Source organism: Amycolatopsis tolypomycina (assembly GCF_900105945.1).
Classification (GTDB): domain Bacteria; phylum Actinomycetota; class Actinomycetes; order Mycobacteriales; family Pseudonocardiaceae; genus Amycolatopsis; species Amycolatopsis tolypomycina.
This window is the reverse complement of the sequence record NZ_FNSO01000004.1, coordinates 7510547-7531971: the sequence shown is the minus strand read 5'-3', so window position 1 is coordinate 7531971 and position 21425 is coordinate 7510547. Positions and strand designations below refer to the sequence as shown.

Here is a 21425-nt window from a genome sequence, read left to right as displayed (position 1 = left end):
GTCAACTCAAGAGAACATCAAGTCCGGTTGACGCTCAGAGCAGACCCGCTAGCGACTTGTCGACAAGTTCCGCCACCCGCGCCCGCGCGGCCTCGGCGTCCGACGGGATCAGCGCCAGCCGCGTCCGGCGTTCCAGGACGTCCTCGACGTCCAGCGCGCCCTCGTTCCGGACCGCCCACACGACCTCGGCCGCCGTGATCTCCGTGCCCGGGCCCACCGGGGCCGCGAACTCCGCGTCCAGTTCGCCCAAGGCCGCGACCCGGGGTGCCTCCGTGCCGTACCGGGCCACCAAGCGCGGGGAAGCGTCCACAAGAGACAACTCAGGCCGCGGCGCCGCGCCCAGCAAAGGCAATCGGGCCGTCCGGCACGGTGAAGCCGGCAGCCCGGCCAGCCGCACCGCCGCGTCGACCGCGTCCTCGGCCATCCGGCGGTACGTCGTCAGCTTCCCGCCGACCACCGTCAGCAGGCGGTCCGGCCCGGCCAGGACCGCGTGCTTGCGGGAGAGGTCCGCCGACCGGCCGCCCGACCCCTCGACCAGTGGCCGCAGCCCGGCGTAGGACCCGGCGACGTCCGCGCGCGTGAGCGGCCGCGACAACACCGAGGAAGCCAGTGACAGCAAGAAGTCCACATCGGACACGGGAACCTCGGGCACCGCGGGGATCGGACCCGAAACGGGCTCGTCGGTGAGTCCCAGGTAGACCCGGCCGTCCGGCTGGGGCAGCAGGAAGACGAACCGGTTCGTCTCGCCCGGCACGCCGATGTTCACCGACGTCGTCCCCATCGGCACCGTCCCCGGCGCCAGCACCAGGTGTGATCCCAGCGACGGCCGCAGCCGGACCGCGCCCGTCAGCGTTCCCGCCCACACGCCCGTCGCGTTGATCACCTGGCGGGCGTGGATGTCCACAGTGGAACCGGAAAGGCCGTCGCGGGCCCGGACGAGGTCCGCGGAAACCGATGTGGCCGAGAGCCGGGTGATGATTCGCGCGCCGAAGGACGCCGCTGTCCGCGCGAGGGAGACCACCAACCGCGCGTCGTCGACCAAGGCGCCGTCGTAGGCCAGCAACGCGCCGCGCAGGCCGTGGGCGGACAGGCCCGGCGCGAGCGCCAGGGCTTCCGCGGCCGGGACCGCGCGCGGCCGAGGCAGCACCGACGACGGCGTGCGGGCCGCCCGGCGGAGAGCGTCGCCGGCCCGCAGGCCGGCCGTGACCAGAGCCTGCTGAGCCCGAGAAGTGCTGGGGTACAACGGAAACAGCTGCGGCATCGCCCGCGTGAGGTGCGGTGCCGTGCGCGTCATCAGGATTCCGCGTTCCACCGCGCTCTCGTGCGCCAGGCCGAGCTCGCCGTGCGCCAGGTACCGCAGGCCGCCGTGCACCAGCTTCGACGACCAGCGTGACGTGCCGAACGCCAGGTCGTGCGCCTCGACCAGCGCCACCGACAGGCCGCGCGAAGCCGCGTCCAGCGCGATGCCCGTGCCGGTGACGCCGCCGCCGACCACCACGATGTCCACGCGCTCGCCCGACGCCAGCTCCGCGAGCTCCCGTTCGCGGCGCCGCGCGTTGAGCGAGCCGGACGTCATGGCCGCAACGCCGCGTCGAGCACGTGGGTGAACTCCGCCATGAGCGCCGCCTCGTCGACGTCCACCGTGGCCGGGCGCAGCGAGAACGCGAACGACTGCACCACCAGCAGCACCGATCGCGACTGCACGGCGACCGGCGCGCGCCGGATCGAACCGTCCCGGTGGCCGGCTTCCAGGAGCCCGTGCAACGCCTGTTCGGCGAACTTCTGCGTCGCGCCGAGCCGCTCCACGATGTACGGGAGGACCAGTTCGGGGTCGACGTCGAGCAGCGTGCGGAACAGCGGGTCGGCCGACAGCGCGCGGACGCCGGCCGCCGCGATGAGCACGAGCCGTCCGCGGCTGTGCTCGGCGTCGGCGCCGCCCTCGCTCGCCGTGCGCAGCAGCCCGCTGAACTCGCGGGTCATCAGGGCGGCGAGCACGCTGCGGACGTCGGGGAACCGGCGGTAGACCGTCATCCGGCTGACGCGCGCGGTCCGGGCGATTTCGGCGAGTGTGGTGCGGCGCACACCGACGGCCAGCACACACGAGCGCGCGGCGTCGAGCAGCACGTCATCGGCCACCCGGGTCGCCGTCTGGCGGTTGCGGGTGTCCGCGAGCGCGGAGGAACCCGCCGTCTGCGTGGTGTGACGTTTTACGTCCATGTGTCACACTGTAGTCGTGAACGCTCTCATTGACCACCGCCTCCGCCGGTCCTGGACCGCGGAAGCCGCCGGCGCCGCCCCGCTGCCCGCGCGTGCGGCCAGGTGGCTCGACCAGCGTATCGGTCCGGTTGCCCCGGCTGCCGCCTCAACGGGCGACCTGCCGGTAAAAATACCGTCAACGAAACTTTCGAACGCTGCCGAGGAAGCTCTGGCCAAGGTGGTCGGTGCGGAGAACGTGCTGGTCGACGACCCGGCGCGGCTCGCGCGGGCGACCGGCCTGTCCTACCTCGACCTCCTGCGGCGCCGTTCGCCATCGGCGGACTTCCCGGTGCCCGACGCCGTCGTGCTCCCCGCCGACCCGGACGAGGTCCAGGCGGTCCTCGACGCCTGCGTCCAGCACGACGTCGGAGTCGTGCCCTTCGGCGGCGGGACGTCGGTGGTCGGCGGCGTCTCGGCGCTGCGTGGCGAGAAGACGTCGGTGATCGCGCTCGACCTCGTCCGGCTCGACGCGCTGGTGTCGGTGGACGCCGAGTCGCGCATCGCCGTGCTGCAGGCCGGGGTCCGCGGGCCCGACGCCGAGCGGCTCCTGTCCGAGCACGGCCTGACGCTCGGGCACGTCCCGCAGTCGTTCGAGCGCGCCACGATCGGCGGCTTCGCGGCGACGCGCTCGGCCGGGCAGGCGTCGTCGGGCTACGGGCGGTTCGAGGACATGGTGACCGGCGTGCGGCTGGCCACCCCGCGCGGCCCGTGGAAGCTCGGCGTCGCCCCGGCGTCCGCGGCCGGGCCGGACCTGCGGCAGCTCGCCATCGGCAGCGAGGGCACGCTCGGCGTGATCACCGAAGTGGCGCTGCGGGTGCGGCCGGCGCCGAAAGTACGGCGCTACGAGGGTTACGCGCTGCCGGGCTGGGCGGCCGGGGCCGAAGCGGTGCGGGACCTCGCGCAGCACCACGCGCTCGCCGACGTCACCCGGCTGTCCGATGTGGACGAGACCGAGGTGTCGCTCGCGCTGAACGCGGGACTGAAGACGGCGGCCCTGCGCCGCTACCTGGCGGCGCGGGGCGTGCGACGGCCGTGTTTCCTCATCGTGGGCTGGGAAGGCACCGCACGCGACGTCGCGCTGCGCCGTCGTGAGACAGCTCGGCGGCTGAAGGCCGCGGGTGCCGTGCGCGTCGGCAAGGCGCTCGGCGAGTCGTGGCGGCACGGCCGGTTCGCCGGGCCTCGGCAGCGAGATGTGTTGCTGGACATGGGGGTCTGCGTCGAGACGCTCGAAACGGCGGCGTACTGGTCCAATGTGGACGAGCTGCGCGACGACGTCCGCGCGGCGCTGACGGCGTCGCTCGGCCGGTCGATCGTCATGTGCCACATCTCTCACGCGTACGAAACGGGTGCGTCCCTGTACTTCACGGTGCTGACGGCCCGCGACGAGGCCGACCCGGTCGGTCAGTGGCAGCGCGCGAAGGCGGCGGCGTGCGAGGCGATCGCCGGGCTGGGCACGATTTCGCACCACCACGCCGTCGGCGTCGACCACGCGCCTTACCTGAGTGCGGAAATCGGCGCGCTGGGCGTCGAGGTGCTGCGCGCGGCCAAGTCTGCTGTGGACCCGACGGGGATCCTCAACCCCGGAAAGCTGGTGTGACGACTTCGCAGGGCACGCCGTGGCCGTCGGCCGCGACGCCGTCGAGCCGGGCCGCCTCGGCCTGCGGGACGTCGGCGGTGCGCACCGGGGCGCCGTCGATCAGCAGCGGGTAGCGGATCGGCGCGGCGCCGACGTACGTGTGGACGTCGGTCAGGCGCGTGCCGTCTTCGAGGGTGATGTCGGGTTCGGTCAGCCGCGCGAGGTGGTAGCGGGTGCCGCGGCCTTCGCAGCGGTCCAGGACCGCGAGCTGGTCGGGCGTCACGAACCAGATGGCGTGGTCCTCGACGCCGTCCAGCGCGGTGAGGGTGGCCGGGCGCTGGTCGTCGACCACGCGGAAGCCGGCGGCCCACACGGCGGCGAGCCCGGTGCAGCGCGCGTGCGCGACGACGACCGGGCCTTCGAGCCCGAGGCGTCCGCGCAGCCAGGTGATCTTCGACGGGTTGGCGTTGGAGCCGTAGGCCAGCACGGCCAGCCGCTCGCGCCAGCCTTCGGGCGCGGTGTCGAGCGGGTGGCCGACGCCGTCGACGTGCACGAACGAGTGGCCCGGCCGGGTGCCCGGGTAGGGCTCGGCCGGGTACTCGTCGTCGGTGAAGAGGGTCAGAAGGTCACCACGCTGCGCAGGACGTCACCGTGGTGCATGCGCTCGAAGGCCTGCTCGACGCCGTCGACGCCGATGCGTTCGGTGACGAACTTGTCGAGCGGCAGCCGGCCCTGCAGGTAGAGGTCGACGAGCATCGGGAAGTCGCGGCTGGGCAGGCAGTCGCCGTACCAGGAGGACTTGAGCGAGCCGCCGCGCGAGAAGAAGTCGATCAGCGGCAGGTCGTTCAGCCGCATGTCGGGCGTCGGGACGCCGACGAGCACGACCGTGCCGGCGAGGTCGCGGCCGTAGAAGGCCTGCCGCCAGGTCTCGGGCCTGCCGACGGCGTCGATGACGACGTCGGGGCCGAAGCCGCTGGTGGCGTCCTGCAGGGCTTCGACGACCTGGGCTTCGGACAGGCCCTTGCTGTTGACGGTGTGCGTCGCGCCGAAGTCCTTCGCCCAGGTGAGCTTCCGGTCGTCCATGTCGATCGCGACGATCGTGGTGGCCCCGGCGAGTTTCGCGCCGGCGATGGCGGCGTCCCCGACCCCACCGCACCCGATGACGGCGACGGAGTCCCCGCGCGTGACGGCGCCGGTGTTGATGGCGGCACCGAGCCCGGCCATGACCCCGCACCCGAGCAGCCCGGCGACGGCGGGTTCGGCTTCCCGGTTGACCTTCGTGCACTGTCCGCTGTGGACAAGGGTCTTCTCGAGAAAAGCCCCGACGCCGAGAGCGGGCGAGAGCTTGGTGCCGTCCTGGAGGGTCATCGGCTGGGCGGCGTTGAAGGTGGAGAAGCAGTACCACGGCTTGCCGCGCTTGCAGGCCCGGCAGGTGCCGCAGACGGCGCGCCAGTTGAGGATGACGTAGTCGCCGGGTTCGAGATCGGTGACGCCTTCGCCGACGGCCTCGACGACCCCGGCGGCCTCGTGGCCGAGCAGGAACGGGAATTCGTCGTTGATCCCGCCCTCGCGGTAGTGCAGGTCGGTGTGGCAGACCCCGCAGGCCTGGACGTTCACGACGGCTTCGCCGGGACCGGGATCGGGCACGAGGACGGTCTCCAGCGAGACGGGCTCGCCCTTCGCCCGCGAAACAACCCCCTGGACCTCGTACGGCATTCGAACCACCTTCCGGCTGCGCTGCTGGTCGATCGCAGCTAATCACGGATCATGCGGAGATGGCGACATCCGCATGAGTGAGGTTTGCGCAACTTGTTGCGTGTTACGCAACTCACCGGGTCTCCGGTGGCTCCGGCAGCGCCATCGCCGCCAGTTTCACCGGATCCGCGACCGCCGCAATACCCGTGATCCGCCCGTCCACCACCGTGAACGCCACCACCGACAACGGCGTCCCGTCCGCCCGCCACGCCACCACGCCCGGCAACCCGCCGACCAGCACCGCCCGCCCGCCGCCGCGCCGAAGCGGGCTCCGGCCGCCACGTTCGTTGCTCCCAGGACCACCACCACTCCGTCCGGGGTGTCGACCGTCAAGCGGACCTCCGGGTCCAGCACCCGCAGCAACGACGAAAAGTCGCCGTCACGGGCCGCCGTCAGGAATGCCTGGACCACCTCTCGCTGGGATGGTCCCGCGGGCGAAGGCGATGGTGTCCGGACCTTGCGGCGGGCCTCGGCTCGCCAGCATCTTGGCCGCCGCCGTCGATTTGCCGAGGATGCGGCCTATCTCCTCGAACGGGACCGCGAACAGGTCGTGCAGCACGAACGCCAGGCGCTCGCTCGGGCCCAGTGTCTCCAACACCACCAGCAGCGCCAGCCCCACCGAGTCCGCCAGCTCCGCGTCCTCCTCCGGGGAGTCCACCGTGACCACGATCTCCTCGTACGCCGCTTCGGAACGTGCCCGGCGTGACCGCAGCACGTCCAAGCTGAGGCGGCCGACCACCGTCGTCAGCCAGCCGTCGAGGTTCTCGATCGTCGCCTCGTCCTGGCGGGACAGGCGCAGCCACGCCTCCTGGACCACGTCCTCCGCGTCGGCGTGGGAGCCGAGGATGCGGTGGGCCACCGCGCGCAGCCGGTCGCGCTGCGCCTCGAACGTCGAAGCCACCCTGTCCGTCATGGTCGTTACCTTCCTCGCTTCCGCTCCGTCGTGGACATGACGGGCCCGGAGGGGCACAGGTAACCGATGGAGGAAAACGATGGAACCACGGCTCAAGAGCCAGGCGACGCCCGAGGTGACCGGCGCGGTCCAGCAGCTGTTCAAGGTGGTGTACTCCGCCGGCCTCGATCCGCTGCTGCTCGAGCTGGTCCACCTGCGGGCCAGCCAGATCAACGGCTGCGCCCCCTGCACCTACGCCGGTGTCCGGAACGCGAAGCGGCAGGGCGAGACCGACGACCGGCTGCACAGCGTCGTCGCCTGGCGGGAGACGCCGTTCTTCACCGAAGCCGAGCGGGCCGCGCTCGCGCTGAGCGAAGCCGCCACGCGCATCGAGGACGGCCAACCCGGCGTCACCGACGACGTCTGGGCGGCCGCCGCCGAGCACTTCGACGAGACGCAGCTGTCCGCGCTCGTCACGCACATCGCGCTCACCGGCTTCTTCAACCGCATCAACCGGGCGATCCGGGAGCAGGCCGGCAAGACCTGGTGAACCCGGGTGGGGCGCCGGTGCGGCGCCCCACCGGGGGCTCAGGCCGGCGTGATGATGTACGCGATGCCGCCCGGGCCGCTCGCCACCGTGCCGTCCGCGCGGTAGCGCTTCGTGCGCTGCCAGATCTTCTCGAACTGGTCGCGCTGGTAGATGTTGCGCACCTTGTCGTTGCTGCTCGACGCCGGGTCGTTCGCGATCACGTCGCCGTCCTTCGTGAAGCCGACGACGACCATGATGTGGCCCGCCGTCCCGTAGCCGGCGCCGTCCAGCTCCGACGACAGGAACGACTGCGACGTGATCACCGGGATCCCGCGCGCGATGTAGTTCTCCAGCTCGTTCAGCGAGTGCAGCCGCGTGATGTGGCCGCGCAGCCCGCGCGACGCCGCGTACGCCGTGTTGAACGGCCAGTTGCCGGTGCCGTCGTAGGCGTGGTCGTAGGTGTAGCGCGCGGCGAACGCCACCTGCGGGTCGACGTAGCCCGCCGGGATCCACGCCATCTCCTCGGCGGACGGCTTCTTGCCCCAGTACTCGGCCACCATCTCGTTCGACGTCGGGCTGCACCAGGCTTCGCCGCCCCCGCCGTACTGCGGGAACTGTCCCTTGTGGATGTTCTGCGCGTACGCGGGCACCTTCAGCTCGATCCCGGTGGCCCGGCCCGGCTTCGTCGGCTGGACCTCGAAGCGGTCCGGGACGGCCGAAGTCATCGCGCCCAGCAGGCTCACCGACGGCGTCGCGCCCGAGCCGGCTTCGCGGTAGAGACTCACCCGCAGCTTGTACGACTTCAGCGTCACGCCGGTCTTCGTGACCAGCGTGTCGACGTCGACCAGCGCGTTCGCGTCGTCCTGGCCGTCGACGCTGGTGCGCAGGATGTCGGCGTCACCGCTGGCCCAGCGGCCCATGACGTACCACGCGGTCTCGGCGCCCGCCGACGTCCGGCCCCGCGCCTCGACCTGCAGCCAGGTCTTCGCCGGCGTCTTCGCGTTCCAGGACGCGACCAGCTGCGTCGCGCCGAAGCCCTGCCGGTACTCCGGTGACGTCCACTGGCCGTACTCGTACGTTCTCGTCGTGCCGAGCTCCGGCTCGGTGTGCTCGACCGTGCCGGCCGGGTGCGTGATGCGCAGGCCGTCGCGGGTGAGCGCGACCCCGGCGAAGCTCCCGTCGTGGAGGCGCCCGCCGGTCCATTCGTGGTAGTCGATCGCCTCGTCGTCGCGCGGCCGGACGGGCCCGGCGTCGGCGACCTGTGTGGTTACCGCAGACAACACAACCACTGACAATAAGGTGAACAACTTGCGTCCGCGCATCCCGGCTCCCTGATAGACCCACCCAGTAGCCAGGAATTTTCGCCGGTGGAGCCGGGTCTGTAAACAGGTGGCTAGAGGACGGCCTGCGTCTGTGTCACTTTCGCGACCAACTTGCCGTCGTCGTCGTGGATTTCGGTCTCCACCACGACGAACTTGCGGCCCGCGTGCAGTGGTCTGGACGACGCAACGGCGTAGCCCGAACGCACCGCACGCAGGAAGTTCGTCTTCGACTCGACGGTCGTCGTGCCCTGGCCGCCCTCGGACAGGTTGAGGAACGCGCACACGGCGCCGGTCGAGTCGGCCAGCGCCATGAGCGCGCCCCCGTGCAGCGCGCCACCCAGCGTGCAGAGGCTCTCGTCCCACTTCAGCCTGCTGCGGACGAGCTCCCGCCCGTGCTCCAGCACCTCGACGCCGAGGCGCTCGGAGAACGGCATGGAACGGTGGAAGAGCTGCGTGCCTGCAAGATCGGTCATGCTCCGCAGCTTGCCCGAAGATCGGCGGCCGGGCGATTACCTCCGACGTAGTCTCAGCTCAGCGGGTTCACCAGCAGCAGTTCCGTGTTGTGGTCCGTCGCCGCGCCGACCCGGCCCAGGTCGACGTGGATGTCGTTGTAGGACAGCTCGCGGTACAGCGACGCAAGCGCTTGCGGCGTCCGCGCGTCGTAATCCACGGCGTACGGCGCTTCGGCCTCGATCAGGGTCGTGAACAGCGACAACGTGCCGTCGGCGTTGTCGGCGACCTCGACGATCCGCGCCTGCTGCGGGAAGTCGACGTGCGACGCCGTGTTGATCTCCCAGAAGCCCTGCTGCGGCGTGCTGCCGGCGTGCGGGGTGACCTTGTTGAGGTGCGTGTGGCCGTTGACCCAGGCCAGCACGTTCGGGAACCGCTTGAGCAGCGCGACGAACGCGTTGCCGTCCAGCCGCGGGTCGAGCGGGTGGCGCGAGTCCGGCAGCAGGTTGCCCATCGAGCCGCTGGTGTGGTGGCTGAACAGGAGGAACAGCTCGTCGGTGACGGCGTGGGTGACCTTGCGGCCGAAGAAGTCGTAGTACGTCGAGCTGCCGCGCTTGAGCGTCGACTCGACCCACGAGTACTGGGCGAGGCCGATCGAGCCGTCGGCGAACCCGGCGTCGGTCGTGGTGTCGAGGCTGATGCCGGTGATGCCGGGCGCGATCCGGAAGGTGTAGTAGACGTTCTTGCCGTCGGCGTTGGCGCTGGTGAAGCCGTGCCCGACCGGGCCGGGGCCGGTGTTGGCGGTGTCGAGGTGGGCGCGGACGAACTCGCCGGTGGTGAACGGGCGGCGCCGCGCGTCCGGCGTGATCTCGCGGATGGTGCCGCTGCCGCCGAACAGCTCGGAAAGCGGGACGCCGGAGCCGTTCCGGATGGCGGTGGCCAGCTTCTTCGTGGCTGCCTCGTCCTTGCCGATCACCTTGTACTTCCCGGTGTACCAGGCGTCGATCCCGGGGACCTGCGCCGGCAGCGAGCCGACGATGCTGTCGTCGTGGTTGCCGAAGGTGCAGAACCACGGGACGTCGAGGCCGGGCGCGGTGAACGTCGTCATGGCTGCTTCGAGCAGGCCCGGCAGCTGCGGGAAGCCCTTGGCCGAGTACTTGTCGCCCACGCCGGGGATCGAGGGGTTCCAGTAGTCGTCGTTGCCCGAGCTCTGCACGCCCTCGTAGGCGTTCGGGTCGCCGGAGTTCGGGGTCACCGTGCCGCCGTTGAGGACCTTGAGGAACCAGTCGAGCTCGATCAGCTCGTGGTTGTCGGTGTTGTCGCCGGTGGTGACCATGAGGTCGAACGGCCGCCCGGTGAACGGGCCCTGCCGCACGCTGTTGACGCGCTCGACCAGCGCGCTGGTGGCGACGGTGCCGAGCGCCTCCTGCGGCCGGTGCGCGGAGCCGATGAAGGGGTGCAGGTACTCGAACCGCGCGGGGCTTTCCGTGTCGGTGATGTGCAGGTCGGTGAACTGGACGAAGGCGGACAGCGCCCGGCGCCGGTCGTCGCGGCCGCTCTTCGGCGTCGCCAGGTCGCTCCGGACGACCAGCGGCCACCCGGGGCCCGCGGACAGGCGGGAGTAGGTGCTGGTGCTGCCACCCGTGGCGACCTGCTCGAGCGTGGTGCCGGTGGTGGTGACCGAGCGCGTGCTGGTGAGCCGCAGGGCGCGGTCGAGGGCGTTCGCGGTGGGCGTGCAGAGCAGCAGCCCGACACCGGCGGCGCCCGCGGTGGCGAAGGTGCGCCGGGTGAGTTCGGCCATGTGTTCGCTCCCCAATCGGTGACAGTTCGACTCACGCTGTCACAGCGTGGAAGTGGGGGCTACCGCCGAAGGTTGTGGTCATTTCCGCCGCTGCGCGAGGCCGTCGAGGATCACTTCGGTGCCCAGGGCGAAGAGGTCGTCGGCGGTGGCGCGGGCGAAGACCGGGCCGAGGGCTTTCACGGCCGGGAAGTCGTCGAGCCGGCCCTGGAGGCCGCCGGTTTTCGGGGGCGTCTCGGCCGAGGCGAGAACGTGCGCGGTGAGCAGCCGGGCGATCCCCGCGGTGTCCTCGGGGGTGAAGCCGGCTTCCTGGAGGATCCGGCACGTCGTTTCGATGTGCGCGAGCCGGTTCGGCCCCGGCGGGCGCTCCCGGAGCAGCGTCGCGGCGTCGCGGTGCTTGAGCAGGAGTGCGCGGAACTGGTGCAGGCCCTGCTCGAGCTGGTCGCGCCACGGCTTCGTCGTGTCGATGTCGAACGCGTCTTCGCAGATGGCCTCGGCGAGCAGGTCGAGGAGCTGGGCCTTGTCCTTGACGTGCCAGTAGAGCGTCGGCGAGCTGACGCCGAGCCGCGCGGCGAGCCGTCTCGTGCTCAGTTCGGCGAGCCCGGCTTCGTCGAGGAGTCCCAGGGCGGCTTCGGTGATCTGGCGGCGATCGAGCGGCACCCGACGGACTCTATCAGTGATAGAGGGGTATGTGATGCGCTGGTGGGTGGCGGTTTGTTCGCTGGTGTTCGCGATCGGCACGGCGATCCAGAACTTCGTGGTGATCGACCACGACCTGGTGGCGCGCGCGGCTTTCCTGGCGGGCGCGCACAGCGTGCTGAGCTGAGCGGCGGTCTCGGAGCTTCCCGCCGGTCGCTCCAACATCCAACGCCAAGCGGGGCTCTAGCACACCCGGCCGCCGGAGTGGGCCGCGCAGGCCGAAGTTGTCCACAGCAGGAGCCGGCGTGGCCGGCTTGTCCACAGATTTGCCGAGAGCGGGTTTTGCCTGCCTGCTGCCGGTAGACTGGCACAGGGCACGGCCCCCCGGGAGCGGTCAGGGTTACGGCAAAGTCGTGTCGTTGCAGGCAGGCACGGCTCTCGGTGGTGATCATGTGGTTGTCGAAGCCCATGATCTGTGAGAGAGCCGTGCCTGCTGTTGCATCTTCTCCCATTCCTGCCGCGGTGGCTCAGCTGGCCACCGCCGCTGACCTTGACCAGGTCGCTGACCTGCGGGAATATCTCGTCCTGGTGCCTGATCCACGGAAGCGGCGCGGGATACGGCATTCACTGGAATCGATCCTGACGCTGGCCGCCGCCGCGGTCGCCGCGGGAGCCCAGTCGTTCACCGCAATCGGCGAGTGGGCCGCGGATGCACCACAGCGTGTGCTGGCCCGGCTGGGCACCCGGTTCGACCCCTGCCGTGACCGGCACGTCGCCCCGGGCGAGGCCACCGTGCGACGGGTGCTCTCCAGCATCGACGGCGACGACCTCGACACCGCGATCAGCGCCTGGATTACCGCGACCACCACCGCAGGCAGCCCATCGGAACGCACGCCAACAGCGATCGCGGTGGACGGCAAATCACTGCGCGGCACCTTCGCCCGCACCGGCGGAGCGGGGGTCCATCTGCTCTCCGCACTGACCCACCAGGACGCGATCGTGCTGGCCCAGCAGAACGTGGCCAGGGGAACAAGCGAGATCACCTGGATGCAGCCCCTGCTCGACGGCATCGACCTCACCGGCGTCGTGGTCACCGCCGACGCACTGCACACCACCCGCGGCCTGGCCCGCTACCTCACCCACCGCGACGCGCACTATGTGTTCACCGTCAAGGAAAACCAGCACCGCCTCCACGCCCGGCTGCAGGCGTTGCCCTGGCCCCATGCCACCCGCCACACCAGCACCGGAATCGGGCACGGACGCCTCGAACAACGCACCACCGAAGTCCTGCCCGCCCCCGACGACCTCGACTTCCCGCACGCCGCACAGGTCTTCCAGACCACCCGCTACCGCACCGACCGCGTGAGCGGAAAACGGGAAAATCACACCGTTTACGGCATCACCCCCCTCACCCCCGACCAAGCCGGCCCCGCCACCATCGCCACTCTCCTGCGCGGGCACTGGAGCATCGAGAACCGGCTGCACTGCGTCCGCGACACCACCTACGGCGAAGACGCCTCCCGCGTCCGCACCGGCACCGCACCCCGCGCCATGGCCACCCTCCGCAACCTCGCCATCAGCGCCCACCGCGCAGCAGGCCGCACCAACATCGCAGCCGCCCTACGCCACACAGCCCGCCACGCCACCCGGCCCCTCACCCTCTACGGAATCCCCACATGACCAGCACAAACAACTTTGCCGGAACCCTGCCGGGAGCGGTGGGGACTGTTTATGGGGCCGGCTCCTGCTGCTCAGCCCTTCAGGCCGGACTCGGCCACCCCGCGCACCAGGTACCGCTGCAGGAACGCGAACAGCAGCACGATCGGCAGGATCGACACCGCCGCCGCCAGGAACAGCAGGTTCAGCTGGGGGTTCTGGGCCGTCAGCAGGCCCGACAGGGCCACCTGGACCGTCCACGAATCCGGCGACTGGGCGATGATCAGCGGCCACAGGAACGCGTTCCAGCTGCCGATCACCGTGATGACCGCGATGGCCGCGAAGAAGCCCTTCGAATTGGGCACCACGATCCGCCGGAACACGCCCCAGCGGCTGAGCCCGTCCATCCGGCCCGCCTCCTCCAGCTCGCGCGGGAAGTCGAGGAAGTACTGGCGGAACAGGAACACGCTGAACGCGCTGAACAGGCCGGGGATCACCAGGCCGCGGAAGTCCGACAGCCAGCCGAGCGACGAGACGACCACGAAGCTCGGCACGAACGTCACCGACGTCGGGATCATCAGCGTCGCCAGCACCGCGTAGAACACGATCCCGGAATGGCGGTACGGGATCCGGGCGAGGCCGTAGCCCGCCATCGAGCAGACCACCAGCAGGCCGGTCGTCTGCAGCGTCGCGACCAGTGCCGAGTTGAGCAGGCTGCGGCCGAACGGGACGTCTTCCGAAGAGAAGAGCCGGGAGAAGTTCTCCCAGTGCACTGTGGACGGAAAGAAAGTCCACTGTGGAGAAGTGATGTCCGCGCGCGACGCCAGGCCGTTGCGCAGCAGGAGGTAGAACGGCAGCAGGAACAGCACGGCCGCCACCGTCAAGCACGTCCAACGCAGGAACGCCCTCATGACGCCCGCCCGAACCGCAGCACCCGGCCCTGCAGCACCGTCGCCAGCGCGATGATCAGCGCCAGGATCACCGCGCCGGCACTGCCGCGCCCGAGGTCCTGGCCACCGGAACCCAGTGACGTGTAGTACAGGTAGACCAGCGGCGGCCGCGCGAACGGCGGGTAGCCGCGCGCGTCGCCCATGATGTTGTAGAACTCGTCGAACGCCTGGTAGGCGTTGATCAGGTTGAGCAGCAGCACCGCCACCGCCGTCGCGCGCAGCTGCGGCAGCGTGATGTGCCGGAACACCTGCCAGCCCGGCTTGGCGCCGTCCAGCCACGCCGCTTCGTACAGCTGGGCCGGGATCCGCTGCAGGGCCGCGATGAACAGGATCATGTAGAACCCGAGCTGCAGCCACAGCCGCGCCGTCACCAGCACCACCCAGTACAGCGGCGGGTCCACCGTCCCGGTCCAGGCCACCGGGTCGATGCCGAAGACCGACAGCACGGTGTTCGCCAGTCCATATCGGACACCCGAGAACAGCGACGTCTTCCAGATCAGCGACGCCACCACGTACGAGCACGCGAACGGCAGGAAGAACACCGACCGGAAGAACGCCCGCGCGAACCGCAGCTGGTTCACGCCGAGGGCGAGCGCCAGCGACAGCACGAACGTCAGCGGCACGATGAACAGCGCGAACACGCTGAACGTGCCCAGGCTCGACAGGAACGGCTCGTCGGTGAGCATGTGCCCGTAGTTGTCCAGCCCGACGAACTCGGTCGGCGTCACGGTGTTGCGCGCGTCGAAGAACGACAGGTACGCGCTCCAGCCGATCGGCAGGTAGGCGAAGATCGCCAGGCCGACCAGGAACGGCCCGACGAACAGCCAGAACGCGCGCGCATCGCGCCGCTTCATCCGTACAGGCGCTTCAGTTCGGCCTTCGCCACTTCCACGGCGGTTTTCACCTGCGCCGCGGGATCCGCGCCCTCCTTGGCGATCTTCGCGACCGCGTCGGACAGCGCCGTGTTCGCCTGCTGTGTCCACACCGGACCGCCGACGAGGTGGCCGTTCTCCCGGACGAACCGGGCCGCGTCGGCGGCCGGGCCGGACTTGAGGCTGTCGGCGCGGCCGACCAGGCTCTGCCGGGCCGGCACGTGGAAGCCGAACTTCGTCGCGAACTCCAGCTGGTTCTGCGTCTGGTCGATCCACAGCCACTTCACGAACGCCTTGGCTTCGGCGACGTGCGCGCTCTTGGCGTTCACCATCGCGCCGTACGCACCGACCGGCACCGACGGCGCGCCGCTGCCGTCCAGCTTCGGGAAGGGCAGGACGCCGAAGTCGTCGTCGAACGCCTGCCGGATCTTCGGCACGTTCCACAGCCCTGTCCACTGCATGGCCGTCAGCCCGTCGACGAACGCGCCGGGGTCAGACCAGTCCGCCGGGGCACCGAGCAGCAGGGAACCGTTGGCGTTCAGCGCGTGCAGCTTCGCGAGCGCCGTCGCCGCGCGCGGGTCGTCGAAGCCGACCTCGCGGTTGCCGTTCTTCAGGTAGTCGAGCCCCGCGGACCACAGCAGCGGGCCGGTGAGCACGCCGACGCCGCCGTCGTTGCCGGCGAAGAAGCCCTTGACGCCGTCCTTGGTGAGCTTCGCGGCCGCGTCGACGAGCTCGTCGACCGTCTGCGGCGGCTGCACGCCGGCGGCCTGCAGCAGGCTCTTGCGGTAGAAGAGCACCTGCGTGTCGGTCGCCTGCGGGATGCCGTAGACCCGGCCCTCGACGGTCTGCGCGGCCAGTACGGCCGGGCTGAAGTCGCTCTTCGCCGACACGATGACGTCGTCGAGCGGGACGACCTGCTTCTGCCGCACCCAGTCGATCTTGACCTGCGCCTCGAAGACGTCCGGCACGGCGCTGTTCTGCAGCGCGGTGACGATCTTCGAGTCGTAGTCGCCCGGGTTCCACTGCACGTTCACGGTCGCGGCGGAGTAACCCGCGGCGTACCGCTTGACGGCGTCCTGGACGCCTTCCTCGCCGTAGGCGTGGTACCACTGCTGGAGCGTGACCTTCGAGGCGGCCGATGGCGGCGGCCCCGCCGAGTACGCCGTCGACGGCGGCGGGTCACCCTGCCGTCCGGTGTTCGACCCGCACGCCGTCGCCAGCGCGCCCATCCCCGCGATCGCGAGGAAACTCCGCCTGTTCCGCTGCATCCCCAGAACCCCTCCGACGTGCTCTGAAGGCCACCATAGGGGCGTTAGGTTCCCCCATGGTGACCACCAAAGGCGTGAAGACTCGCCGGAGATTTACCCGTTAGAGCTGCGCGATGTCGAGCTTTCCCTCGGAGTAGGACGCGCGGATCCGCTTCTTGTCGAACTTGCCGACACTGGTCTTCGGCACCTCGTCGACGAACGTCCAGTTCTCCGGCAGCTGCCACTTCGCGACCTTGTCGGCCAGGTAGTCGCGCAGCTCCTCCGGCGTGACGCTCTGGCCCTCCTTGAGCACGACGGCGACCAGCGGCCGCTCGTCCCACTTCTCGTCCGGGATGCCGACGACCGCGGCCTCGGCGACGGCCGGGTGGCCCATGACCTGGTTCTCCAGGTCGACCGAGGAGATCCACTCGCCGCCGGACTTGATGACGTCCTTCGCGCGGTCGGTCAGCGTCAGGAAGCCGTCCGGGCTGATCTTGCCGACGTCGCCGGTGCGCAGCCAGCCGTCGTGGAACTTCTCCGGGTCGACGCTCTCGCCGCCGTAGTAGGACGCCGCGATCCACGGGCCCTGTACCTCGAGCTCGCCGACGGCCTCGTTGTCCCAGGGCAGCACCGCGCCGTCGTCGTCGATCAGCCGCGCGCGCACGGACGCCGGGAAACGGCCCTGCGTGTAGCGGTAGTTCCAGGCGTCGTCGCCGGTCGCGGACGCCGGCGGCCGGGCGACGCTGCCCAGCGGTGACGTCTCGGTCATGCCCCAGGCGTGCAGGATCGGGACGTTGTGCCGCTCCTGGAAGGCGTGCATCAGCGACGGCGGCACCGCGGACCCGCCGACGACGACCTCGCGCAGGTGCGAGATGTCCTGCGGGTGGGCTTCGAGGTGGGCGAGCAGGCCCTGCCAGACGGTGGGCACCGCGCCGGCGAACGTCGGCTTCTCGGCGGCCAGCATCGCCGAGATGGGCGCCGGCTGCAGGAACCGGTCCGGCATCAGCAGCGACGCGCCGACCATCAGCGACGCGTACGGCAGGCCCCACGCCATCGCGTGGAACATCGGCACGATCGCCAGCGCCTTGTCCTGCTGGGCGAGCTTCATGCTGTCGGTCATGCAGACCTGCATCGAGTGCAGCCAGATCGACCGGTGCGAGTAGGCGACGCCCTTGGGGTCACCGGTCGTGCCCGAGGTGTAGCACATCGCGGCGGCGGAGCGCTCGTCGACGTCGGGCCAGTCGAAGGTGTCGGGCTGGGCGGCAAGCAGCTCGGCGTAGGAGTGCACCTCGACGCCTTCGGGCGCTTCGAGGGACGCGGCGTCGCCGTTGGCCACGATGACGTGCCGGACCGTCTTGAACTGCGGCAGCTGCTTCGCCAGCAGGGGGACGAGGGTGCCGTCGACGATGACCACGTGGTCTTCGGCGTGGTTGGCGACGAACACGAGCTGCTCGGGGAACAGGCGGATGTTCAGCGTGTGCAGCACGGCGCCCATCGCCGGGACGGCCAGGTAGGCGGCCATGTGCTCGGCGTTGTTCCACATGAACGTGCCGACGCGCTGGTCGCCCGTCACACCGAGGCCGCGGAGGGCGTTCGCGAGCCGGGCGGCGTGCCCGCCCAGGTCGCCGTAGCTCTCGCGGCGGGCTTCTGAACCGGTCCAGGTGATGACTTCGCTCGCCGAGTGCACCGACGTGCCGTGGCGGAGCAGGTTCGCCAGCGACAGCTGGCCGTCCTGCATGGTGCTCAACATGGTCGCTCCCGGGGGGTCGTTCGCCGGTGAACTGGGGTTGCGCCGACTCTAGTGCGGATCGGGTGAAGCGGGCATGGTCAACAACGGCTCCGTTCGGTCACGGTCGTCGCGCGATCGGGCGACGACCGGACGATGATCAAGATCATCAATTTTCCGGCTTTTCCTTATGGACAAGGAAATGTGCACGAGAACATTGCGTAGCGGACCCTCCACGTCCGGGTGAGACGCGCCACGCGAGCCGCTTCTTGGGAGCGTTTCCGCAGGCCGGAGCGGGTTGCCCGGTATCACCTCCGGGGGTAATAAGTGCGTGTCGGTTGCACGGCCAAGAAGCGGGTGGCGTTTACTGGGCCCGTGGCAAGAGACGGCTGAGCAGCGCTTGCAGGAGCAAGCACTCACAAAAGCTGTCGGCCGCGAAAGCGGAGACCTGAGAGGAAAGGACACTACGTTGGCTCTGCCTACGTTGACTCCGGAGCAGCGCGCCGAGGCCCTGGCCAAGGCCGCCGAGGCTCGCAAGGCGCGTTCGGAGCTGCTCGCGTCGATCAAGTCCGGCAAGGAGAGCATCGAGAAGGTGCTCAAGCAGGCCAAGGAGAACAAGACCATCGGGAAGACGAAGGTCACCCAGCTGCTGAAGGCCGTCCCCGGCCTCGGCGCGGTGAAGGTCGCCGCCCTGCTCGAGCAGGCCGGCATCGACCCGGACCGGCGTGCGGCCGGCCTGGGCGAGCGCCAGCGCGAGGCGCTCATCGACGCGCTCAAGTAGCTCGTCACCTGGAGCTGACCGCGAGGGGAGTGTCGCTGGCGACACTTCCCTCGCGGACCTCCCTCCGCCTGGGAGGCTGGGTCCTGTGAGTTCTCCTGATCCGGCGACCCCGGTTGACCTCGCCGCCCGCTACCAGCGAGGCGACTTCCTCTTCACGACGGCCTCGCGCGCACTCCTCGCGCAGGGCACGATCCGCACCGTCACCGAGACGGACCCCCGGCGGCTCGCCGCGGTGGTCCCCGGCGTGCTGGCCGAGACGGGCGCCCCGCTGGCCGTCGGCGTCCTGCCGTTCGACACCGGGCCCGACACGAAGGTGCCGGGCCACCTCGTCGTGCCCCGGACCGTCCACCGGGCCTCGGGCACTCCCAGCCTGCCGCGGGAGACCCTGCCGGCACCCGTGCGCGTGCGTGCGGTGCCGTCCCCCGAGCTGCACATGGCTGCCGTGCGGTCCGCGGTTTCCTTCCTGGCGTCCCGTGACCTGCGGAAAGCCGTCCTGGCGCGGGCGCTGGACCTCGAGTTCGCCGCGCCGATCCCCGCCGAGCGCATCGTGCGGAACCTGGCCGTCGGCAATCCCCGCCACTTCACGTACGCGGCCGAGCTGCCGGGCGGCCGGTCGCTGGTGGGCGCCACGCCCGAGCTGCTGCTGCGCCGCACCGGCCGGACGGTGTTCTCGTCACCGCACGCGGGCTCGATGCCGCGTTCGGCCGACCCGGTCGTCGACCGCGCGAACGGCGAGGCGCTGCGGACGTCCCGCAAGGACCAGCTCGAGCACGCGGTGGTGATCGACTACCTGGTCGAGGCGCTGCGGCCGTTCTGCCGGAGGCTGGACGTCCCGGCGGGCCCGGAGCTGGTGACGACGCCGGCGATCTGGCACCTGCGCACCCCGATCACGGGTTCGCTGGCGGATCCCGACATCACGGCTTTGGACTTGGCGGCGGCACTGCACCCGACCCCGGCGATCTGCGGCACGCCGACCGAGGGGGCGCGTGACCTGGTCCAGGAGCTGGAGCCCTTCGACCGCGACTACTACGCGGGAGCGGTCGGCTGGGTCGACGCGGCAGGTGACGGCGAGTGGGCGGTGGCGATCCGCTGCGCGGAGATAGCGTCGACATCGATGCGGCTGTACGCGGGCGGCGGGATTGTGTCGGCGTCGGATCCGCAGGCGGAACTGGACGAGACGACGGCGAAGTTCCGCACTTTGCTGACCGCGATGGGCCTGGCGGACCTGCCGGTCTGACCAGCCCATCGGGCTCAGGGGACCCAGTGCTCCTCGGTGACCGACAGCTCCTCGGTGGTCAGCACCGCGATGGCCGCGCGGTAGCCGTCCGTGGCCTTCAGGTCCGCCAAGCGGGTCGTCGCCGGGTCCAGGGCCGGGTCGCCCGAGGCGGCCAGGCGGGCCGGCTCGTCGTAGCGGGAGAACGTGATGCTCTGCAGTGGGATGCGCAGGCCCTTGCCCGTGGCCTTCATCACCGCTTCCTTGCGGGTCCAGTAGACGAAGAACGCCGCGGCCTTCTCGTCCGCGTCCAGGCCCGCCAGGTGCGCCGCCTCCGCCGGGCTCAGCGCGTACTCGATCAGGCCGTCGTCCGCGCGGCGGGTGGCCGTCTCGACGTCCAGGCCCACCGGGACCGCGGGGGTCGCCGCGATGCCGATCAGGTCGCCCGAATGGGAGATCGACAGCGTCAGGTCCGCGCCCGGGATGCGGGGCCTGCCGTGGGGCTTGCCGCAGTCTTCGCAGGTCGCGTCGAACTCGATGGCCTCGGGCGCCAGGCCGAGCCGCTCGGCCGCGACCGTCTTCGCCAGGACACGGCCGGTGAGGAAACGCCGCTTGTCCGCGTCCTGCCGGTACGCCTCGAACCGCCCCTGCTCGACCTCGTCGAGCAGGCGCAGGAAGCGTTCTTCGGCGGGCAACGGCGACGACCAGCGGACCTCGATCTCCATCACGCCCTCGATCTTTCCGGTCCCGGAAGCCGTTGTCACGCGATCGCCGAGGTTGCCTCCCGGTCGTACGTCACCACGCCCAGGCGGACCGGCCGCTGCCCGAATCCCTCGATCGGGTGCGCGAGAATTCCCGGAATCCCGTGCTGCAATCGCTGTATCGGGTGAATTGGCGCAATCGAACCCGAGTTGATAGCCATTCATTGCGCCCCGGAAAAGCGGGGTAAGGCGAAAGCCGTGAATGGGGTTGTGGTTTTATTGCTGCGCATCCGAATCGGAGAACAGGGCGGGATGACGATCGTGGCCAGGCGGGAAGTCGACACGGCGAAGTCCGGTCGCACCCTGCTGCGCGTGCTGGTCGTCGTCGGCGGCGCGGCCGCGGCCTGCGCGCTCGGGTGGCTGACGGCCACCGCGTCGGCCGGCACCCTCACCGACGCCCCGCTGGATGCCCCGGCCGTCGTCACCGGCTCGGTGCCGGTGGTGCACGACGTCGCGTCCGGAGCGGTCGCGGACACGGCCCGGCTGGCCGGCACCTTGGAAGAGCACGTGGGCCACGCGGTGGACTCGGTCCCCGCGACCGTGGCCGCGGTCCGGCGCATCGCGGCGACCGCCACCGGCCTGGCGAAGCGCGACGCGCCCGCCCGCAGCTCCGCGGCCACGCCGAGCGCCGGTGCCGCAGAGCCGGACGACGCCTCGCGTACCTCCGTCGACAGCGCCCCGCGGGAGCGATCGGCCGTCCTCCTCCCGGCGACGACCGCGGGTCGCGGCGCCGGCACGACCGCCGCGGCGGGCCGGGCGCCGGCGGACCACCGGGCCGGCGACGGCGTGGCCGATCCCGGCCGAGCGCCCTGGCTGCCGCCCAGCGCGATTTCGGCCGACGTCGGTGCAGCATCCGGGCACGACCGCGGTTCCGCCGATGTCGTGCAGCCGTATTCGGCGGAACACGCGCAGCCTGCGCACCGCCGGAATGGCGTGCCGCACCGTGCCGTCACCGAGGCAGGAATCCAGCCCGGCGTCACGCCGGACTGAGAGCTGTCCGCC

Annotated in this window: 20 protein-coding genes and 1 pseudogene; 7 read left to right on the top strand and 14 right to left on the bottom strand. The window is 70.7% G+C overall.

From position 1 onward, the window contains the following. Positions 1 to 34: 34 nt before the first annotated feature. Positions 35 to 1576, bottom strand: a complete 1542-nt coding sequence (locus tag BLW76_RS44345; RefSeq protein WP_091318362.1) for a glycerol-3-phosphate dehydrogenase/oxidase — start codon at positions 1574 to 1576, stop codon at positions 35 to 37. Beyond that, positions 1573 to 2136 (bottom strand): TetR/AcrR family transcriptional regulator, encoded by a 564-nt coding sequence (locus BLW76_RS44340; protein ID WP_091320645.1) that lies wholly within the window; start codon positions 2134 to 2136, stop codon positions 1573 to 1575. Before BLW76_RS44340 ends, BLW76_RS44345 begins: the two co-directional genes overlap by 4 nt. A gap of 97 nt (positions 2137 to 2233) precedes the next feature. Here BLW76_RS44340 and BLW76_RS44335 point away from each other — a divergent pair, with 97 nt between their 5' ends. Then, positions 2234 to 3853: an FAD-binding oxidoreductase gene (locus BLW76_RS44335; protein ID WP_425266047.1), complete on the top strand. Its 1620-nt coding sequence runs from the start codon at positions 2234 to 2236 to the stop codon at positions 3851 to 3853. Here the strand turns inward: BLW76_RS44335 and BLW76_RS44330 are convergent. The 3 genes and pseudogenes from BLW76_RS44330 to BLW76_RS44320 all read right to left on the bottom strand — a co-directional run bounded on the left by BLW76_RS44330 (position 3831) and on the right by BLW76_RS44320 (position 6500). Further along, the gene (locus BLW76_RS44330) at positions 3831 to 4385 is read right to left on the bottom strand and encodes a gamma-glutamylcyclotransferase family protein (protein WP_091318359.1); all 555 of its coding nucleotides are present in this window, start codon (positions 4383 to 4385) and stop codon (positions 3831 to 3833) included. The genes BLW76_RS44335 and BLW76_RS44330 overlap by 23 nt on opposite strands. A 65-nt stretch (positions 4386 to 4450) precedes the next feature. Next, the gene (locus tag BLW76_RS44325) at positions 4451 to 5548 is read right to left on the bottom strand and encodes an S-(hydroxymethyl)mycothiol dehydrogenase (RefSeq protein WP_091318357.1); all 1098 of its coding nucleotides are present in this window, start codon (positions 5546 to 5548) and stop codon (positions 4451 to 4453) included. A gap of 112 nt (positions 5549 to 5660) precedes the next feature. Next, positions 5661 to 6500: pseudogene (locus tag BLW76_RS44320) on the bottom strand (sigma-70 family RNA polymerase sigma factor). A 79-nt stretch (positions 6501 to 6579) separates the two neighbouring features. Here BLW76_RS44320 and BLW76_RS44315 point away from each other — a divergent pair. Next, entirely contained in the window at positions 6580 to 7029 is a 450-nt protein-coding gene (locus BLW76_RS44315; protein WP_091318355.1) for a carboxymuconolactone decarboxylase family protein, read from the top strand. Between the two features lie 38 nt (positions 7030 to 7067). Here BLW76_RS44315 and BLW76_RS44310 read toward each other — a convergent pair whose 3' ends face one another. From BLW76_RS44310 to BLW76_RS44295, 4 genes are all read right to left on the bottom strand, one after another. Beyond that, positions 7068 to 8330, bottom strand: coding sequence for a peptidase C39 family protein (locus BLW76_RS44310; RefSeq protein WP_208613502.1), 1263 nt, complete (start codon positions 8328 to 8330; stop codon positions 7068 to 7070). A 71-nt stretch (positions 8331 to 8401) separates the two neighbouring features. Beyond that, positions 8402 to 8803, bottom strand: coding sequence for a PaaI family thioesterase (locus BLW76_RS44305; RefSeq protein WP_091318352.1), 402 nt, complete (start codon positions 8801 to 8803; stop codon positions 8402 to 8404). Positions 8804 to 8856: 53 nt separating this feature from the next. After that, positions 8857 to 10581: a TIGR03767 family metallophosphoesterase gene (locus tag BLW76_RS44300; RefSeq protein WP_091318350.1), complete on the bottom strand. Its 1725-nt coding sequence runs from the start codon at positions 10579 to 10581 to the stop codon at positions 8857 to 8859. A gap of 78 nt (positions 10582 to 10659) precedes the next feature. Continuing rightward, positions 10660 to 11238 (bottom strand): TetR/AcrR family transcriptional regulator C-terminal domain-containing protein, encoded by a 579-nt coding sequence (locus tag BLW76_RS44295; RefSeq protein WP_244170614.1) that lies wholly within the window; start codon positions 11236 to 11238, stop codon positions 10660 to 10662. A gap of 34 nt (positions 11239 to 11272) precedes the next feature. Between BLW76_RS44295 and BLW76_RS50615 the strand changes: the two genes are divergently transcribed. Beyond that, on the top strand, positions 11273 to 11404 hold the full coding sequence (locus BLW76_RS50615; protein ID WP_279627727.1) for a hypothetical protein: 132 nt from the start codon (positions 11273 to 11275) through the stop codon (positions 11402 to 11404). A 263-nt stretch (positions 11405 to 11667) separates the two neighbouring features. Next, positions 11668 to 12897, top strand: a complete 1230-nt coding sequence (locus tag BLW76_RS44290) for an ISAs1 family transposase (RefSeq protein WP_244170732.1) — start codon at positions 11668 to 11670, stop codon at positions 12895 to 12897. A 71-nt stretch (positions 12898 to 12968) separates the two neighbouring features. Here the strand turns inward: BLW76_RS44290 and BLW76_RS44285 are convergent, their stop codons facing one another. The 4 genes from BLW76_RS44285 to BLW76_RS44270 form a co-directional block, all read right to left on the bottom strand. After that, positions 12969 to 13751, bottom strand: coding sequence for a carbohydrate ABC transporter permease (locus BLW76_RS44285; protein ID WP_091318345.1), 783 nt, complete (start codon positions 13749 to 13751; stop codon positions 12969 to 12971). 29 nt (positions 13752 to 13780) lie between these two features. Continuing rightward, positions 13781 to 14677: a carbohydrate ABC transporter permease gene (locus tag BLW76_RS44280; protein WP_091318343.1), complete on the bottom strand. Its 897-nt coding sequence runs from the start codon at positions 14675 to 14677 to the stop codon at positions 13781 to 13783. Further along, positions 14674 to 15963 (bottom strand): ABC transporter substrate-binding protein, encoded by a 1290-nt coding sequence (locus BLW76_RS44275; RefSeq protein WP_091318342.1) that lies wholly within the window; start codon positions 15961 to 15963, stop codon positions 14674 to 14676. Before BLW76_RS44275 ends, BLW76_RS44280 begins: the two co-directional genes overlap by 4 nt. 100 nt (positions 15964 to 16063) lie before the next feature. After that, positions 16064 to 17692, bottom strand: coding sequence for a long-chain fatty acid--CoA ligase (locus BLW76_RS44270; RefSeq protein WP_091318340.1), 1629 nt, complete (start codon positions 17690 to 17692; stop codon positions 16064 to 16066). Between the two features lie 445 nt (positions 17693 to 18137). Between BLW76_RS44270 and mihF the strand changes: the two genes are divergently transcribed. Together mihF and BLW76_RS44260 are read left to right on the top strand one after the other, a co-directional pair. Continuing rightward, positions 18138 to 18449: an integration host factor, actinobacterial type gene (gene mihF / locus BLW76_RS44265; RefSeq protein ID WP_051767699.1), complete on the top strand. Its 312-nt coding sequence runs from the start codon at positions 18138 to 18140 to the stop codon at positions 18447 to 18449. A gap of 85 nt (positions 18450 to 18534) precedes the next feature. Beyond that, the gene (locus tag BLW76_RS44260) at positions 18535 to 19686 is read left to right on the top strand and encodes an isochorismate synthase (protein ID WP_091318339.1); all 1152 of its coding nucleotides are present in this window, start codon (positions 18535 to 18537) and stop codon (positions 19684 to 19686) included. A 14-nt stretch (positions 19687 to 19700) separates the two neighbouring features. On the opposite strand, the gene BLW76_RS44255 is transcribed toward BLW76_RS44260, so the two are convergent. After that, positions 19701 to 20387: a 4'-phosphopantetheinyl transferase family protein gene (locus BLW76_RS44255; protein WP_425266070.1), complete on the bottom strand. Its 687-nt coding sequence runs from the start codon at positions 20385 to 20387 to the stop codon at positions 19701 to 19703. Between the two features lie 297 nt (positions 20388 to 20684). On the opposite strand from BLW76_RS44255, the gene BLW76_RS44250 reads away from it, so the two are divergent. Next, positions 20685 to 21413 (top strand): hypothetical protein, encoded by a 729-nt coding sequence (locus BLW76_RS44250; RefSeq protein ID WP_143060802.1) that lies wholly within the window; start codon positions 20685 to 20687, stop codon positions 21411 to 21413. The last annotated feature ends 12 nt before the right edge of the window (positions 21414 to 21425 follow it).

What these genes read in the sequence shown, in the direction of transcription:
- BLW76_RS44345 (WP_091318362.1), bottom strand. Translation starts at nt 1,576, where the DNA reads ATGACGTCCGGCTCGCTCAACGCGCGGCGCCGCGAACGGGAGCTCGCG.
- BLW76_RS44325 (WP_091318357.1), bottom strand. Translation starts at nt 5,548, where the DNA reads ATGCCGTACGAGGTCCAGGGGGTTGTTTCGCGGGCGAAGGGCGAGCCC.
- BLW76_RS44315 (WP_091318355.1), top strand. Translation starts at nt 6,580, where the DNA reads ATGGAACCACGGCTCAAGAGCCAGGCGACGCCCGAGGTGACCGGCGCG.
- BLW76_RS44310 (WP_208613502.1), bottom strand. Translation starts at nt 8,330, where the DNA reads ATGCGCGGACGCAAGTTGTTCACCTTATTGTCAGTGGTTGTGTTGTCT.
- BLW76_RS44305 (WP_091318352.1), bottom strand. Translation starts at nt 8,803, where the DNA reads ATGACCGATCTTGCAGGCACGCAGCTCTTCCACCGTTCCATGCCGTTC.
- BLW76_RS44300 (WP_091318350.1), bottom strand. Translation starts at nt 10,581, where the DNA reads ATGGCCGAACTCACCCGGCGCACCTTCGCCACCGCGGGCGCCGCCGGT.
- BLW76_RS50615 (WP_279627727.1), top strand. Translation starts at nt 11,273, where the DNA reads ATGCGCTGGTGGGTGGCGGTTTGTTCGCTGGTGTTCGCGATCGGCACG.
- BLW76_RS44290 (WP_244170732.1), top strand. Translation starts at nt 11,668, where the DNA reads ATGTGGTTGTCGAAGCCCATGATCTGTGAGAGAGCCGTGCCTGCTGTT.
- BLW76_RS44280 (WP_091318343.1), bottom strand. Translation starts at nt 14,677, where the DNA reads ATGAAGCGGCGCGATGCGCGCGCGTTCTGGCTGTTCGTCGGGCCGTTC.
- BLW76_RS44275 (WP_091318342.1), bottom strand. Translation starts at nt 15,963, where the DNA reads ATGCAGCGGAACAGGCGGAGTTTCCTCGCGATCGCGGGGATGGGCGCG.
- BLW76_RS44270 (WP_091318340.1), bottom strand. Translation starts at nt 17,692, where the DNA reads ATGTTGAGCACCATGCAGGACGGCCAGCTGTCGCTGGCGAACCTGCTC.
- BLW76_RS44255 (WP_425266070.1), bottom strand. Translation starts at nt 20,387, where the DNA reads ATGGAGATCGAGGTCCGCTGGTCGTCGCCGTTGCCCGCCGAAGAACGC.